The organism is Rhizobium sp. YS-1r (genome assembly GCF_000757525.1).
Lineage (GTDB): Bacteria > Pseudomonadota > Alphaproteobacteria > Rhizobiales > Rhizobiaceae > Neorhizobium > Neorhizobium petrolearium.
In genome coordinates, this window is the sequence record NZ_JPYQ01000012.1 from 85,364 (window position 1) to 100,954 (window position 15,591).

General features: G+C 60.5%; 13 protein-coding genes. 9 read left to right on the forward strand and 4 right to left on the reverse strand.

Annotated features, from left to right (window positions below; translation table 11 throughout):
• Nucleotides 1–41 precede the first annotated feature (41 nt).
• From rnr to rpmG, 5 genes are all read left to right on the forward strand, one after another.
• The gene (gene rnr, locus JL39_RS11570) at nucleotides 42–2,333 is read left to right on the forward strand and encodes a ribonuclease R (RefSeq protein ID WP_081952800.1); all 2,292 of its coding nucleotides are present in this window, start codon (nucleotides 42–44) and stop codon (nucleotides 2,331–2,333) included.
• Nucleotides 2,334–2,335: 2 nt separating this feature from the next.
• Nucleotides 2,336–2,788: a DUF983 domain-containing protein gene (locus JL39_RS11575; RefSeq protein ID WP_037150129.1), complete on the forward strand. Its 453-nt coding sequence runs from the start codon at nucleotides 2,336–2,338 to the stop codon at nucleotides 2,786–2,788.
• A 32-nt stretch (nucleotides 2,789–2,820) separates the two neighbouring features.
• A complete protein-coding gene (locus tag JL39_RS11580; RefSeq protein WP_227705107.1) occupies nucleotides 2,821–3,471 on the forward strand; it encodes an NUDIX hydrolase in 651 nt (216 codons plus the stop codon).
• Nucleotides 3,472–3,481: 10 nt separating this feature from the next.
• Nucleotides 3,482–4,666: an MFS transporter gene (locus tag JL39_RS11585; RefSeq protein WP_037150131.1), complete on the forward strand. Its 1,185-nt coding sequence runs from the start codon at nucleotides 3,482–3,484 to the stop codon at nucleotides 4,664–4,666.
• A 91-nt stretch (nucleotides 4,667–4,757) separates the two neighbouring features.
• Nucleotides 4,758–4,925: a 50S ribosomal protein L33 gene (gene rpmG / locus JL39_RS11590; protein WP_003547442.1), complete on the forward strand. Its 168-nt coding sequence runs from the start codon at nucleotides 4,758–4,760 to the stop codon at nucleotides 4,923–4,925.
• 784 nt (nucleotides 4,926–5,709) lie between these two features.
• Here rpmG and JL39_RS11595 read toward each other — a convergent pair.
• Together JL39_RS11595 and JL39_RS11600 are read right to left on the reverse strand one after the other, a co-directional pair.
• Nucleotides 5,710–7,080 carry a PleD family two-component system response regulator gene (locus JL39_RS11595; protein WP_037150132.1) on the reverse strand — a complete coding sequence of 457 codons (1,371 nt, stop codon included), beginning with the start codon at nucleotides 7,078–7,080 and terminating at the stop codon, nucleotides 5,710–5,712.
• Nucleotides 7,081–7,096: 16 nt separating this feature from the next.
• Complete coding sequence (locus tag JL39_RS11600; protein ID WP_007765577.1) at nucleotides 7,097–7,468, reverse strand: response regulator; 372 nt, start codon at nucleotides 7,466–7,468, stop codon at nucleotides 7,097–7,099.
• A 124-nt stretch (nucleotides 7,469–7,592) separates the two neighbouring features.
• Here JL39_RS11600 and JL39_RS11605 point away from each other — a divergent pair, with 124 nt between their 5' ends.
• Nucleotides 7,593–7,901: a DUF3572 domain-containing protein gene (locus JL39_RS11605; protein WP_037150304.1), complete on the forward strand. Its 309-nt coding sequence runs from the start codon at nucleotides 7,593–7,595 to the stop codon at nucleotides 7,899–7,901.
• 1 nt (nucleotide 7,902) lies between these two features.
• Nucleotides 7,903–8,565: a hypothetical protein gene (locus JL39_RS11610; RefSeq protein WP_037150134.1), complete on the forward strand. Its 663-nt coding sequence runs from the start codon at nucleotides 7,903–7,905 to the stop codon at nucleotides 8,563–8,565.
• Between the two features lies 1 nt (nucleotide 8,566).
• Here the strand turns inward: JL39_RS11610 and JL39_RS11615 are convergent, their stop codons facing one another.
• Entirely contained in the window at nucleotides 8,567–9,145 is a 579-nt protein-coding gene (locus tag JL39_RS11615) for a GNAT family N-acetyltransferase (RefSeq protein ID WP_037150137.1), read from the reverse strand.
• A 72-nt stretch (nucleotides 9,146–9,217) separates the two neighbouring features.
• On the opposite strand from JL39_RS11615, the gene JL39_RS11620 reads away from it, so the two are divergent.
• Both JL39_RS11620 and JL39_RS11625 read left to right on the forward strand, forming a co-directional pair.
• Nucleotides 9,218–10,510, forward strand: a complete 1,293-nt coding sequence (locus JL39_RS11620; protein WP_037150139.1) for a DNA polymerase IV — start codon at nucleotides 9,218–9,220, stop codon at nucleotides 10,508–10,510.
• Between the two features lie 107 nt (nucleotides 10,511–10,617).
• Nucleotides 10,618–11,979, forward strand: a complete 1,362-nt coding sequence (locus JL39_RS11625; RefSeq protein WP_081952802.1) for a L,D-transpeptidase family protein — start codon at nucleotides 10,618–10,620, stop codon at nucleotides 11,977–11,979.
• Nucleotides 11,980–12,014: 35 nt separating this feature from the next.
• On the opposite strand, the gene dnaE is transcribed toward JL39_RS11625, so the two are convergent.
• Nucleotides 12,015–15,512: a DNA polymerase III subunit alpha gene (dnaE, locus tag JL39_RS11630; protein WP_037150142.1), complete on the reverse strand. Its 3,498-nt coding sequence runs from the start codon at nucleotides 15,510–15,512 to the stop codon at nucleotides 12,015–12,017.
• Between the last annotated feature and the right edge of the window lie 79 nt (nucleotides 15,513–15,591).

A 15,591-nucleotide genomic window follows, 5' to 3' on the forward strand; every position in this document is an offset into this window, starting at 1 on the left:
GCAGACGCCCCGACAGAACCGTGCGCGGGAAAACCTCTTCGATGAGCGAGAAGCCCGTCATTGTTCAAGGCGCGGTGCCGCCACGCGAAGTCCTGCTTGACTTCATCGCCGAAAACCCCGATCGCGCCTCCAAGCGCGAGATCGCCAAGGCCTTTGGGCTCAAAGGGGAGACACGGGTTGAGCTCAAGGACCTGCTCAGGACGCTGGAAGAGGAAGGCCTCCTCACCAAGAGCCGCAAGTCGCTTTCGCGTCCCGGCGCCCTGCCGCCGGTCACCGTGCTCGACATCACGACCCGTGACAAGGACGGCGACCTGATCGGACGCCCGGCGGAATGGGACGAAGAACTCGGCGTGGCTCCAGCCGTACTCATCCGGCAGCCGTCGGAAGGCCGGGGCAAAGCCAAGGTCCCGGCTGCTGGCCTAAACGACCGGGTTCTGGCGAAAATCTTCCCGAACAAGGACCGCACCGGGCCAGCCTATACCGCCAGAATCATCAAACTCATCGACCGCCGTACCAATGCCTCGCTCGGTGTCGTCAAACAACTTGCCAGCGGCGAAATCCGGCTGCTGCCGACTGACCGGCGCGGCGAGGAAATGGTGATCGAGCGCGAGGATCTCGGCGAGGCGAAGGATGGCGACCTGGTCGAGACGGAAGTCGCCCGCTCCGGCCGCTTCGGCCTGCCGCGCGCGCGCGTCCTCTCGGTCATCGGCTCCGTCGCTTCGGAAAAGGCGATCTCGATGATCGCCATCTATGCTCACGGCATCCCGCATGTCTTCTCGAAGGCCGTGCTCGACGAGGCGGCCGCGGCAAGACCCGCCACCATGGCGAAACGGGAAGATTGGCGCGACCTACCGCTGATCACCATCGACCCCGCCGACGCCAAGGACCATGACGATGCGGTCTATGCCGAACCGGACCGCTCGCCCGACAATCCGGACGGCGTGATCGTCACCGTGGCGATCGCCGATGTCTCGTGGTACGTGCGCACCGGCTCCCCTCTCGACCGCGAGGCGTTGAAGCGCGGCAACTCGGTCTATTTCCCCGACCGCGTCGTGCCGATGTTGCCTGAACGCATCTCCAACGACCTCTGCTCGCTGCGCGAAGGCGAAGACCGGCCGGCAATCGCCGTGCGCATGGTGTTCTCAAAGGAAGGCCGCAAGGCGGGTCACACTTTCCATCGCATCATGATGAAGAGCGCGGCCAAGCTCTCCTACCAACAGGCGCAGGCCGCGATCGACGGCCGGCCGGACAACAAGACCGGGCCGCTGCTCGAACCAATCCTGAAACCGCTCTGGCATGCCTATTCGGTGCTCAAACGCGGGCGCGACCGCCGTCAGCCGCTCGAGCTTGACATGCCGGAGCGCAAGATCGTTCTGAAGCCCGACGGCACCGTTGACCGCGTCTTCGTGCCCGATCGGCTCGACGCCCACAAGCTCATCGAAGAGATGATGATCCAGGCGAACGTCGCCGCCGCCGAAACGCTGGAGAAGAAGCGCCAACCGCTGGTCTACCGTATTCATGACACGCCGGCGCTTTCCAAGCAGGAAGCGCTTCGGGAATTTCTGGCGACGATCGGCATCTCGATGGTCAAGGGCGGACAGCTTCGCGCCAATTCCTTCAACGGCATCCTCGCCAAGGCGCTCGACACCCCACACCAGACCATGGTCAACGAAATGGTGCTGCGCTCCCAAAGCCAGGCGATCTACAGCCCGGAGAACATCGGCCATTTTGGCCTCAACCTGATGAAATACGCGCATTTCACCTCGCCGATCCGCCGTTATGCGGACCTGATCGTGCACCGTGCGCTCGTCGGATCATTGGGGCTTGGCGAAGGCGGCATCAGCGCGGAAGAGGAAGCCCAGCTCGACGACATTGCCGCCGAGATTTCGACATTCGAACGCCGCGCCATGGCGGCTGAACGCGATACGATCAACCGTCTGATCGCCCACCATCTTTCGACCCGCATCGGCGAGGAATTCGAAGGCCGCGTTTCCGGCGTGACCAAATCGGGACTATTTGTCTCGCTTCCGACCTATGGCGCAGATGGTTTCATCCCTATATCCACGCTCGGCAACGACTACTTCATCTACGACGAAGCGCATCAAGCGCTGTCCGGAGAGAAAACCGGTCTGGGCTATCAGCTCGGCGATGCGGTCGATGTGCGGCTTGCGGAGGCAATTCCGCTTGCCGGCGCGCTACGGTTCGAAATGCTGAGCGAGGGCAAGAAACTGCCAACCGCGATCCGCTCCTTCCACAAATCGGGGCGGCGCGGCCGATCCACCGGCCGGGCAAAACCCGGAACCCGGCCGCCGCGCAGCGGCCGAAGGAGATAGGAATGGTACAACAGGGCGAACAGGCGATCCGATACGGCGGAGCACGGGAGCCTGAACGGCCGCTGGGACGCTCGATCAGGCGAGGCATGCTTTGCCGCTGTCCTCATTGTGGAGACGGCCGTCTGTTCCGGGCCTTCCTAAAGCCGGTCGATGCGTGCGCCGTCTGCGGCGAGGAAATCTTTCACCACCGCGCCGACGACCTGCCGGCCTATCTCGTCATCCTCGTGGTCGGCCACGTGCTTTTGACTGGCTACATGCTGACCGACATGGCCTTCCGCGTCTCGCCCTGGGTGCATCTTGCCATCTGGGTGCCGCTCGCGATTCTTGCCGCGATTCTTACGATCCAGCCGATCAAGGGCGGCGTCATCGGCCTGCAATGGGCGCTGAAGATGCACGGCTTCGGAGGCACGGACCACGAGGCCACCGATCCCGGTCGAGGCGGGCCGATCTCATGATTTCATCCGCCGAGGAAGACGCGCCATCCGCCATGGACGCGCTGAAACATGCCCGGATTGCGGGCGTGAGACCCAAGGATGCTGCGTCGCTGATCCTGATCGATCGTTCTGCGGAAAGGCCGCGGGTGCTGATGGGCCGGCGCGGCAGTGGACATGTCTTCATGCCGGATGTCTATGTCTTTCCCGGCGGGCGGCGCGATGCCGGAGACCATACGCTCCCGTTCAGCGCCGATCTCGACCCGCTCGTCTCCGAAAAGCTGCTTGCCGGCACCTCAGCCCGCATGACATCAAGGCGAGCGCGGGCGCTGGCGCTGGCGGCCTTGCGGGAACTCCATGAGGAAACCGGTCTCGCAGGGGTTGCGGCTGCGGATCTTTCGCGGCTGCGCTATGTCGCCCGTGCGATCACGCCGCCCGGCAACGTGCGACGCTACGACACCCGCTTCTTCCTCGCCTTTTCGGACGAGACCCTGTTCGACATGAGGCATCTCAAGGATTCCAGCGAACTTCAGGATGTGCGCTGGCTTGACATTGCAGAGCTTTACGGTCTGAAACTCCCGCGCATCACGCAGGCGGTATTGGAGGATGTGCGAAACCTGATGGCTACCGATCCATCTTTACCGTTTGGCAGTCCGGTCTCCTTCTACTTCATGCGTCACGGACGATTCGTCCGCAGCCGACTGTAAGGAATAATGAATGCCTCAGCCGACGACTGACGCCAACGGCCATGTCGAGGAAATACACTGGCCGTCGCTGATGGCCGCCATTTCCGCCATCAGCGCGGTCGGCATCGCCATCGGCCTCGGTTTGCCTCTCCTCAGCATCATCCTTGAAAAACGTGGCATACCGTCGACCTTGATCGGACTGAACGCGGCCATGGCCGGCATCGCCTCCATGTTCGCCGCTCCCGTCACCACCAAGCTGGCGCATGACCACGGCGTCGCAAAGACCATGATGCTGGCCGTGCTGATCGCGGCTTTGAGCGCTATCGGCTTCTATTATGCAGATGACTTCTGGATGTGGTTTCCGCTCCGCTTCACCTTCCATGGCGCGACGACGACGCTCTTCATCCTGTCGGAATTCTGGATCAACGAAGCGGCTCCGCCGCGCCGCCGCGGCCTTGTGCTCGGCATCTATGCGACCGTGCTGGCGATCGGCTTCGCGATCGGCCCGCTGCTCTTCTCTGCGCTGGGCAGCGACGGTGTCCTGCCTTTCCTGGTTGGCGCAGGCGTCATTCTGCTCGCCGTTATCCCGATCTTCATTGCCCGGCATGAAAGTCCCGTGCTGGATACGAAGCCGGATCGGCATTTCTTTCACTATATCTTCCTGGTGCCAACGGCGACCGCGGCAGTCTTCGCCTTCGGTGCGGTCTCGGCAGGTGGCCTGTCACTCTTTCCGATCTATGCGCTTCGCGAATCTCTCACCGAGCCCCAGACGGCCGTGCTATTGACCGTAATGGGTATCGGCAACATGGCCTTCCAGATCCCGCTCGGCCTTTTCTCCGACAAACTCAAGGACCGGCGCCCTCTGCTGACTGCCATGGCGGTCCTCGGCGTCATCGGTTCGCTCGCACTGCCCTTCCTCATCCAGAACTGGCTGATGATGGCGGTCGTCCTGTTCTTCTGGGGCGGCTGCGTGTCCGGCCTCTATACGGTAGGACTTGCGCATCTGGGAGCGCGTCTCAGCGGGCCGGATCTCGCCGCCGCCAATGCTGCCTTCATCTTCTGTTATGCCGTCGGTACGGTGGCAGGTCCGCAGGGGATCGGGGCGGCCATCGATGTCGCCGGCAATGACGGTTTTGCCTGGGCGCTTGCGGGATTCTTCGGCTTCTATGTCGCTGTTTCCGCCTGCCGGATACTTTTCCGGTCAAAACGGAGTTGACTTTTCGGGCGCGATTTGTAATTTCGCGCCAGATTTTGCCGTGGAGCTTACCCGCGTCCACGGCTTCATTTTTCTCAGAGGCAGAACCACCATGGCGAAAGCTACGACCATCAAGATCAAGCTGCTGTCGACGGCTGACACCGGTTTCTTCTACGTCACGACGAAGAACAGCCGTACGATGACGGACAAGATGACGAAAACCAAGTACGATCCGGTTGCCAAGAAGCACGTCGAATTCAAGGAAACCAAGATCAAGTAAGCTTGATCGTATGGTTGTCGGAAGGCGCTGGCCGACAGGCCCAGGCGCCTTTTCTTTTTGTCTTTTTTCCGAAAACTGTGCTCAGGATGTGGCAGGCTGCCCGGAAACGGAAAGGCGCCGCTCCATGGCCTTGGAGCGGCGCCTTCAAACGGGGGTCGACCAGCCTGCAATCACGGCACGAGGAACCGCTTTGGCATGCCTGCCGGTCGACCGACCCCACGACCCAGGAGATGCGGCGGACCTGAGCATCATGGGGTATTGATCTCCCCTTCGGGAGTTCTTTCTTTATTGCGGTCAAAATTGCGCAAAATGGGAAGAAAATCAACAGATTCTTAATTCGGAATTTGATCTGTTTTGGTTGTTGGTTAAAATCGGCGCCGAAAGAACACGCTGCTGAGTGCTTTCGAATATTCATCAAAAAACATATCCATGATATCTTGTTTCCCGATGGTTCTGGAATCTTAGAAATTGGCCGACAGTGCCTAAGAATATCTTGAACAGGCGCTGTCTATCCCTCCAAGACCGACAAAACCTGAGAGCCAATTGGCTTATCTATTCTCGTGCAACTGATCTGAAGACACCTTGGATACATCCGCAGCCACCCGGATGCTGCACTGCAGCTGGATTTCCCGACTACTATTCATAAAAATTCTTACACCAATTCCGACCCGCAAAAAATTGGTCTGGCCTATAAAAATTGATAGATCAAATGGCTTTTTCCACAGCGCCCAACTCGCGCGCATGGCTGCATTACCGTCCGCAAGACAATTCTCTTATACAGCTCTTACGCAGCAGCCGCGACCACTCTGTTACGGCCGCCGGACTTGGCTTCGTAGAGTGCGCGGTCGGCCTGCTTCAGGAGCTGCTCCGGGGTCTCCGCGCCGTAAGTGTTGCAGGCAATCCCAAGCGAGGCCGTTATATTGAGCGTGGCGCCGGCCGCCTTCAGGGCAAAGGGCTGGCTTTCGATGATGCCGCGAAGACGCTCGGCAATTGCGGCCGCCGCAACCGCGTCCGTATCGGGCATGACGACCACGAATTCTTCGCCGCCGTAGCGGCAGGCAAGATCGGCTCCCCTCACCGTCGAGCGGATACGCGCGGCGAATTCCTTCAGCACTTCGTCGCCCGCATCGTGTCCGTAGGTGTCGTTGACCGATTTGAAGCGGTCGATGTCGGTGATGCAAACGGACAACAGGCGGGACCGCGCGGCTGCCCGGTTGAACAGCACTTTCAGATGATTGTCGAGATAACGGCGATTGTTGAGGCCAGTCAGCCCGTCGGTCACGGCAAGCTCGATCGTCTGACGGACGCTCATGCGCAGACGGTCATTGTAGCGCTTGCGCTTGATCTGCGTGAGCACGCGGGCAAGAAGTTCGTTCGGATCGATCGGCCGGACGATGTAGTCATTGACGCCGAGATCGAGCGCGCGGACGACGACATCGTCGGCGCCCAGGTCCGTCACCAGAAGCAGCGGCAGGAAGCGGGTGCGCTCAATAGAACGAAGCTGTGAGCAGAGACGCAAGGGGTCGTATTCGTCGAAATTGGCGTTGACGATCACGAGATCGATCGGATTTTCCGCCGCCTCGAAAAGTGCTGCCTGCGGATCCGACATGGCGATCACGTCCGCCACCGGCTTCAGTGCCTTGATGATGCGCTCCTGCGAACTCGCGCGGCCATCGACAAGCAATACCTGGGCCGGTTCGTCGCGACCGTCCGTGCCCTTCAGGATGTCCTCGAGCGCAAGATTATGTGCAGTGTCGGCCCGAATGCGCAATTCGTCGCTCAGCGTCTTCAACCGCACCAGGCTTTTCACCCGCGAGATGAGCTGCAGGTCGTTGACCGGCTTGGTCAGGAAATCGTCGGCACCGGCCTTCAGGCCGCGCACACGGTCAGACGGCTGATCAAGCGCGGTCACCATGACGACCGGAATATGGGCGGTGCGCGGATTGGCTTTCAGCCGCTCGCAGACCTCGAAGCCATCCAGGCCTGGCATCATGATATCGAGCAGGATCAGGTCAACGTGGGTACTGTCGCAAATCGCCAGCGCCTTGTAGCCATCATCTGCCGTCAGCACGTCAAAATACTCCGCGAGAAGTCGGGCTTCGAGCAGCTTCACGTTTGCCGGAATATCGTCGACTACCAAAATGCGCGCGGTCATGACGCCCGTCCCGATCTCATGCGTCGCCCAGATAAGTCTTGATGGTTTCGATGAATTTTGGCACCGAGATGGGCTTGGAGACATAGGCTTCGCAGCCGCCCTGGCGGATGCGTTCCTCGTCGCCCTTCATGGCGAAGGCGGTCACGGCGATGACGGGAATTACGTGAAGCTCGTCGTCTTCCTTCAGCCACTTCGTGACTTCGAGACCGGACACTTCCGGAAGCTGGATGTCCATGAGAATGAGATCAGGACGATGCTTGCGGGCAAGATCGAGCGCTTCCATTCCGTTGCGGGTCTGGATCGTGTCATATCCCGATGCTTCGATCAGGTCGCGGAAGAGCTTCATGTTAAGCTCATTGTCCTCGACAATCATGACCCGTTTGGGCATGGCGATCCGTTCCTGTCTTGCAAGCGTGCCTTCAGTATATAAGCTCCCGGAACGGTCGATTCCACAGAGCCCCATTCAGGCACGGTAAGGCCATTTGGTTGAGAAAAAGGTAACTTGGCAGATGATGCGGCGCGAAACCGAATATAGCCGAAGCAATTCGGCCGATGCCGAGGAAACGGCGGCCGCCATTCTAGGCTGGCTTGCCAACGAGCCGGAGATGCTTGGCCGGTTCCTGGCGCTTTCCGGCCTGCAGCCGAACCAATTGCGGGGTGCTGCAAACGATCCAGGCTTTCTGGCCGGCATGATCGATTTCCTGATGGGCCATGAGCCGACGCTGCTTGCCTTTTGCGAAGCAACGGGCACAAAACCGGAAACCGTGGCTGCCGCCTGGCGCCACTATTCCGGCCCAGGACCTGATTCCGGCGAATATTGAGATGACCGAGATTTTCGACCTCCGCACCGATCTTTCCCATGTACGCCTTCGCGATCGCCCACTCATCGTCTGCGATGTCGACGATGTCGTGCTGCATTTCGTGGCTCCCTTTCAGGATTTCCTGCGGGGCGAAGGCCATCAACTTTTGCCGCGCTCCTTCCGGCTTACCGGCAATATCATCTCCACCCAGACCCGGATTGCCCTCGAACAGGGCGATGTCCGCCGGCTGGTCGAAGCCTTCTTCGAGGCACAGGAAAGCTGGCAGTTCCCCTTCGATCTCGTCGTCCAGACGCTCGAAACGCTCGGCCGTGACGTCGACGTCGTCTTCCTCACCGCGATGCCGCCGCTTTACCAGGAACATCGTCGCCGGCTTCTCGACCGTCTCGGGCTCGCCTTTCCGCTGATTGCCAGCGAAGAGCCCAAGGGACCGATCGTGCAAAGGCTGCATGCGGAACGCCCCTTGCCTTCGATCTTCATCGACGACATGGCGCATAACCTTCATTCGGTGCGGGATCATCTCGCACAATGCCTCCTCCTTCACATGATGCCGGACTCGCCGCTGCATGTCCTTGCTCCGAAGCCTGCTGGAAACATCGTACGGGCGACAGACTGGCCACATGCCGCACAACTCATCCGGGCTCATATCCGTTCCGGCGCTGCCTAAGCTAGAATTCGAGCCGCATCAACGGCCGCCCCTCCTTGCGGCGTGCCACCTCCCTAAACCCGGCCGCCTCGAAGACTCTCATCGAGCCGACATAGAGACCAAGCGATTTCGACGTCTTTGCCTGCTCCATGGGACAGGCTTCGATGCTTCTGGCCCCGCTCTCTCTCGCAAATCGGATCGCCGCATCCAAAATCCGGTGGCTGTTGCCCTTTCTACGATGGCGACTGCCGATGAAGAAACAGCTTACCGCCCAGACCAACGGGTCCCCGGCATCCGCAGGGTCCAACGGTCGAGATACCGTACGGGGCGAATTCCATTGCGGAACATCGGCGCGCGGCCCCACCTGCACCCAGGCCATCGGCTGGCCTTCCACATATCCGAGCACACCGGGCGGCGGGCCTGTCTCGATGCGGTTGCGAATGAATTCCTTCTTGGCCGAGCCGTCCAGCACTTTCCGTTCCGCGGCGGGCATCCGGAAATAGGTGCACCAGCAGCCGTAACAGGCGCCGCTCGGTCCAAACAGCGTTTCAAAATCATCCCATCGCTCAGGTGTCAGTGGATAGGCTGCGAAGACTTCCATGCCGGCTCGCTTCTCTCTTGAGAGTCGCAAGCTTAGGGCTTATCGTCGCGGCGTTCAACCTTTGTTCTCATCATGACGCCCGCGCCTGACAAGACACCCGGCTTCTGTCGCGACTGCCTTGCTGAGCAGAAGGCAGAGGTGCGCCGCTGCCGCGCCTGCGGCAGTCCCCGCCTCGTCTATCACAGGGAACTCTACGATCTCACGCTGGCGCATATCGATTGCGACGCCTTCTATGCGACGATTGAGAAGCGCGACGCCCCGGAACTCGCAGACAAGCCGGTCATCATCGGCGGGGGCAAACGCGGTGTCGTTTCGACCGCCTGCTATATCGCTCGCATCAACGGCGTACGATCGGCCATGCCGATGTTCAAGGCGCTGGAGCTTTGTCCCGATGCCGTCGTCATCCGGCCGAACATGGAGAAATATGTGTCGGTCGGTCGTCAGGTGCGGCAGATGATGATGGACCTGACACCGCTCGTGCAGCCACTTTCCATCGACGAGGCCTTTGTCGAACTCGCTGGCACCGAACGCCTGCATCACGATCGGCCTGCGCGCATCCTCGCCAAACTGGCCACCCGTGTGCAGAGTGAACTCGGTATCACCATCTCCATCGGGCTGTCCTACTGCAAATTCCTCGCGAAGGTCGCCTCCGATCTCCAGAAACCGCGGGGGTTCTCGGTGATCGGCCGGGAGGAGGCGCTGGAATTTCTGGCCGCCCGCCCCGTCACCACGATCTGGGGCGTCGGGAAGGCCTTCAACGCGACGCTGGAAGCGGACGGCATCCGCACCATCGGCCAGCTCCAGACCATGGAGGAAGGCGATCTGATGCGCCGCTACGGCACGATGGGCCAGCGGCTCTACCGGCTTTCGCGCGGCATCGACGATCGCGAGGTGCATCCGAACGAGGCGGCCAAGAGCGTTTCGGCCGAAACCACGTTCTTCGACGATATCTCGCGCCATGACGACCTCGTGCCGATCCTGCGCCGGCTCTCGGAAAAAGTATCCGCGCGGCTGAAGAAGCACGGCATTGCCGGCAGGACCGTGGTGCTCAAGATGAAGACCGCCGACTTCAAAAGCCGTACCCGCAACAGGCGGCTCGAAGATCCGACCCAGCTTGCCGACCGCATCTTCCGAACCGGACTTGCGCTGATGGAGCACGAGACCGACGGCACGAAATTCCGCTTGATCGGCATAGGCCTCACCGACCTCACCGATCCGGCGCTCGCCGATCCGCCGGACCTCGTCGACACGCAGGCCGGGCGCCGCGCCGCGGCCGAGGCGGCGATGGACAAGCTGCGCGACAAGTTCGGCAAGGCGGCGGTCGAAACCGGCTACACGTTCGGGGATCGCCGGCGCGATCCATGAAAGGTGATCCGTTCTTAACCATGATCTTAAGATTATCCCCGCCGCCGAAAACCTTCTTTAACCTCATGCGCTAATATACGGGTCATGTATTGCGTATGGGGTCGGTTATGTTGCGTCACCTGATGTTCGGGTTTGGTTTTCTATCTGCGACCATGCTGTCGCATGCAGCCTTCGCGGAAGGCGCCCGCACGCTGCAGATCATCGTTTCCAAGGATAAGCAATCCCTCACGGTCTATGATGGCGACACGGTCGTTGCGACCTCGAATGTTTCCACCGGCAAGGCGGGACACTCGACGCCGAGCGGCATCTTCTCGATCCTCGAGAAGCGCAAATATCACGAATCGAACATCTATTCGAACGCACCCATGCCCTGGATGCAGCGGCTGACCTGGTCAGGGATTGCGCTTCACGAATCCAGCAGCGTGCCGAACTATCCAGCCTCGCACGGCTGCGTGCGTATGCCGGGCGCATTCGCGAAATCGCTCTACCAGATGACCGAGCGCGGCGCCCATGTGATCATCATCGATGCACAGATCGCGCCGGAACGGATCGAGAGCACGAATCTCTTCATGCCGCGCAAACCCCTGCCAGCCGGGCCGCTCTTTCCGGATGTCGAGCTCAGGACCTCCTCGATCCGAGGGGATTCCAAACCGGTCGAGGTGGCAATGAATGTCGTTCCGGACAATCCTTCGCTCGCTCGTCCGGCCATTGTGACGGATGCGCGGAGCGCGGCGGCCGCAGACGAAGATGCAGCACCGTTGCGTATCCTCATCACCCGTCGCAGCGAGCGCGAAATGCTGATGGATGTGCAGGTGATCCTGCAGGATCTCGGCTTCGAGACCGGCGGCGCCGACGGCTTCGCCGGCCCCCTGACCCGCAGCGCCATTGCCGGCTTCAAGCGCTGGAAGAACCTTTCCCTCAAAGGGCCGCTGATGACGCCGGAATTCCTGAATGCGCTCTATGAGACTGCCGGCAAGCCGCAGCCGCCGGCCGGCCAGATCATGGTGCGGCAGAATTTCGAATCGCTGTTCGAGGCGCCGGTCGGCATCAAGGACCCGCAAATTGCTCTCGGCACGCATTTCTTCACTGTCGACAAAGTCGAGCACAGCGCCGAGACTGCCGAGTGGCTTGGGATAACTCTGCCGAACCAGCTGAGCGATGCAACGATGAAGCGGCTCGGCATCGCAGTCGCCGATGACCCCAATGCCCCGGATGCCACCGCCCGCGCGTTCGACCGCATCGAAATCCCGGCCGATATCCGCGACCGGATCGAGACGCTGATGACCGATGGCACGTCGGTGACGATCAACGACCAGGGCCTTGGACCGGAAACCGGCAAAGGCACCGATTTTGTAACCATCACGCACTCTCAACCCACGATTAGCCAAGCCAAAAATTCCGTGACCAAGCCTCGGCCCGTTCGCCAATCGCAAGCAAGAGCGCAATATCGTTCGATCGGTCTCTATTAAAGGTACGGCGCGCGATCGAAACCGCCGAGCCGGCTCTATACCAGTTCCACGTCGAGGACGCCCGGCGCCGCGCGCAATGCTGCGGCGATTTCCGGCGAGATGCGATATTTCTCTGTCAGTTCCACCTCGATCTCGCGTTTGCCATCATCCTTGATGACGACGAAAGAGACCAGTCCGTCGCCTCGGGCATTCAGATGCCGGGCTACCATCCTCAAAGGCCCTGAATCTCGAACATAGACGCGCAACGCCTTCTGCATCTGCACGGATTTCTCCTCCAGCGACTGGGCCGTCTGGATGCGAAGCCCGATGCCTTCCGGCCGCTCCTCCGCCTGCACGGTAATAAGCAGCGATTTGCCGGGTTCAAGGAGATCGCGGTATTGCGCAAGTCCTTCCGAGAACAGGACGGCCTCGAACTGGCCGGAAGAATCCGAAAACGCCACGATGCCCATCTTGTTGCCGGTGCGGGTCTTGCGCTCCTGGCGGCTCGTCACGGTGCCCGCGAGCTTTCCGAAACTTGCCCCTCCCTTCACCGAGACGGAGAATTCCGCAAAGGTCTGCACCCGCATCTTGGCAAGAATATTTGCATAAGAATCGAGAGGATGAGCAGAGAGATAGAAGCCGAGAACTTGGTACTCGCGCATCAGCTTTTCCGACGGCGTCCACGGATCGAAAGGCGGCAGAACGAGCTTTTCGGGGCCAGAGCTCGCCGACGAGCCGAAGAAATCCGACTGGCCGCTGACTTTCTCCTCCTGGGCGCGCTGCGCATAACCGATGATGCGGTCAAGCCCGCCGATCAATTCGGCACGATCGATGCCGAAGCAATCGAAGGCGCCCGCCGAGATCAGGCTTTCCATGACGCGCCGGTTGATCTGCTTCGGATCGATCCTGAGGCAGAAATCCTCGATGCTCCTGAATGGCCGGTCGCCGCGCACGGCCGTGATATGTTCCACGGCCGAGTCGCCAACACCCTTAATGGCGGCCAGCGCATAAAAGATCTTGTTCTCGCCCGTCTCGAAATGCCTGTAGGAGGTCTGGACGGACGGTGGAATGACGGCAATGCCGAGGCGCCCGGCGTCCTGCCGGAAGTCGTTGAGCTTCTCGGTGTTCGCCATATCGTAGGTCATCGACGCGGCGAGGAACTCGACCGGGTAATGCGCCTTCATATAGGCGGTCTGGTAGGAGACGATCGCGTAGGCCGCCGCGTGCGACTTGTTGAAGCCGTAGTTCGCGAACTTTGCAAGCAGTTCGAAGATGTTGTCGGCCTGCGCCTTGGAGACGCCGTTCTTCACCGCGCCGTCGACAAAGCGCTCGCGCTGCTGGTCCATCTCGGCTTTGATTTTCTTGCCCATGGCACGACGCAAAAGGTCGGCCTCGCCGAGCGAATAGCCTGAGAGCACCTGGGCGATCTGCATGACCTGTTCCTGGTAGACGATGACCCCTTGGGTCTCCTTGAGCAGATAATCGATCATCGGGTGGATCGATTCGATCTCCTCCTCGCCGTGCTTGCGGGCATTATAGGTTGGGATATTCTCCATCGGACCGGGGCGGTAGAGCGCGACCAGCGCGATGATGTCCTCGATGCAGTCCGGCCGCATGCCGATCAGCGCCTTGCGCATGCCGGCACTTTCCACCTGGAACACGCCGACCGTTTCGCCGCGGGAAAGCATCTCATAAGTCTTCTGGTCGTCCAGCGGTATCTTGGCGAGATCGATTTCGATATCGCGCTTCCTGCAAAAATCGACGGCAGTCTTCAGCACCGTCAGTGTCTTCAAACCGAGGAAGTCGAACTTCACCAGGCCCGCCTGCTCCACCCATTTCATGTTGAACTGGGTAACCGGCATGTCCGAACGCGGGTCTCGATACATCGGCACGAGCTTCGAGAGCGGCCGATCGCCGATCACTATGCCAGCGGCATGGGTCGAGGCGTGGCGGTAAAGGCCCTCGATCTTCTGGGCGATGTCGAGAAGGCGCTGGACGACGGGCTCCTTGTCCGCCTCTTCCTGCAGCTTCGGCTCTTCCTCGATCGCCTTCGACAGCGGCGTCGGGTTGGCCGGGTTGTTCGGCACGAGTTTGCAGATCTTGTCGACCTGGCCGTAGGGCATTTCCAGCACACGACCGACGTCGCGCAGCGCGGCGCGCGCCTGCAGCGAACCGAAGGTGATGATCTGCGCCACCTGCTCGCGGCCGTATTTGGCTTGCACGTAGCGGATCACCTCTTCACGGCGGTCCTGGCAGAAATCGATGTCGAAGTCGGGCATCGAGACGCGTTCCGGATTGAGGAAGCGCTCGAAAAGCAGCGAGAAGCGCAACGGGTCAACATCGGTGATCGTCAGCGCGTATGCCACCAACGAACCGGCACCCGAACCGCGGCCCGGGCCGACTGGAATATTGTGCTGCTTTGCCCATTTGATGAAGTCCGACACGATCAGGAAGTAACCCGGGAACTTCATGCGCTCGATAACGCCAAGCTCGAAGTCCAGACGCTCGCGGTAGTCCTGTTCCGTATAGCCGCTCGTCATTCCAAGCGTTGCAATGCGGTTCTCCAGCCCCTCGATCGCCTGACGGCGCAGTTCCGCCGCCTCGGCCCGTTCGGCCTCTTCCGGATCTGCCGTCGCCCCGGTAAAGCGCGGCAGGATCGGCTTTCGCGTCTTCAGGATGAAGGAGCATCGTCGGGCGACCTCGACCGTGTTCTCCAGCGCTTCCGGCAGGTCGGCAAACAGGGCTGCCATTTCAGCCCGGCTTTTCAGATAATGATCAGGCGTCAGACGGAAGCGGTTATCATCCGAAACGATCGCATTATGGGCGACCGCCATCAGCGCGTCATGGGCGTCGTAATCCGCCTTCGACGGGAAGAAAGCCTCGTTCGTTGCGACCAGCGGCAGGTCATGGTCATAGGCAAGAGTCACCATCTTCTGCTCATGCCGCCGGTCAAATGAACCGTGGCGCTGCAGTTCGACATAAATCCGGTCGCTAAAGATTTCCCTCAGCTTCAGCAGCCGCGCCTCGGCAAGCACCGCATTCCCATCCTTCAAGGCCATGTCGACCGGCCCGCCCGAAGCTCCGGTAAGCGCGATCAACCCTTCGGTGCCGCCCTCCTCCAGCCAGGAACTGCAGATATGCACGGCGCCGTGTCCCTCGCCGCTCAGATAGGCGCGGCTGATAAGGTCGACCAGCCTTTCGTAGCCCGCAGCCGTCGCCGCAAGCACGACAATCGCCGGCAGCTTGGCAAGCTGCTGATGGCCGGCGCGTCGCTCTTCCGACTGGTCTTCCATATCGATCGAAAGCTGACAGCCAATGATCGGCTGCAGCCCTTCATCGATCGCCTTCTGGGCAAATTCCAGCGCAACGAAGAGATTGTTCGTGTCGGTGATCGCGATCGCGGGCTGATGATCCGCAACCGCCTTGGAAAGTATCTTCTTGAGCGGCAGTGCCCCTTCAAGAAGCGAATAGGCGGAGTGAACGCGAAGGTGAACGAATTGCGGGCTATCGCCCAACGATTCCGATCCCAATTTTACGTTCGCCGTATCTGCCATGTCCGCGCCTTACCCACTTCATGAATCGGGCTATTTTCCGGTGCGGCTTGCCGAGAGTCCAGTTCAGATTTCCTCGCTC

What these genes read in the sequence shown, in the direction of transcription:
- rnr (WP_081952800.1), top strand. Translation starts at nt 42, where the DNA reads ATGAGCGAGAAGCCCGTCATTGTTCAAGGCGCGGTGCCGCCACGCGAA.
- JL39_RS11575 (WP_037150129.1), top strand. Translation starts at nt 2,336, where the DNA reads ATGGTACAACAGGGCGAACAGGCGATCCGATACGGCGGAGCACGGGAG.
- JL39_RS11580 (WP_227705107.1), top strand. Translation starts at nt 2,821, where the DNA reads ATGGACGCGCTGAAACATGCCCGGATTGCGGGCGTGAGACCCAAGGAT.
- JL39_RS11585 (WP_037150131.1), top strand. Translation starts at nt 3,482, where the DNA reads ATGCCTCAGCCGACGACTGACGCCAACGGCCATGTCGAGGAAATACAC.
- rpmG (WP_003547442.1), top strand. Translation starts at nt 4,758, where the DNA reads ATGGCGAAAGCTACGACCATCAAGATCAAGCTGCTGTCGACGGCTGAC.
- JL39_RS11595 (WP_037150132.1), bottom strand. Translation starts at nt 7,080, where the DNA reads ATGACCGCGCGCATTTTGGTAGTCGACGATATTCCGGCAAACGTGAAG.
- JL39_RS11600 (WP_007765577.1), bottom strand. Translation starts at nt 7,468, where the DNA reads ATGCCCAAACGGGTCATGATTGTCGAGGACAATGAGCTTAACATGAAG.
- JL39_RS11605 (WP_037150304.1), top strand. Translation starts at nt 7,593, where the DNA reads ATGCGGCGCGAAACCGAATATAGCCGAAGCAATTCGGCCGATGCCGAG.
- JL39_RS11610 (WP_037150134.1), top strand. Translation starts at nt 7,903, where the DNA reads ATGACCGAGATTTTCGACCTCCGCACCGATCTTTCCCATGTACGCCTT.
- JL39_RS11615 (WP_037150137.1), bottom strand. Translation starts at nt 9,145, where the DNA reads ATGGAAGTCTTCGCAGCCTATCCACTGACACCTGAGCGATGGGATGAT.
- JL39_RS11620 (WP_037150139.1), top strand. Translation starts at nt 9,218, where the DNA reads ATGACGCCCGCGCCTGACAAGACACCCGGCTTCTGTCGCGACTGCCTT.
- JL39_RS11625 (WP_081952802.1), top strand. Translation starts at nt 10,618, where the DNA reads ATGTTGCGTCACCTGATGTTCGGGTTTGGTTTTCTATCTGCGACCATG.
- dnaE (WP_037150142.1), bottom strand. Translation starts at nt 15,512, where the DNA reads ATGGCAGATACGGCGAACGTAAAATTGGGATCGGAATCGTTGGGCGAT.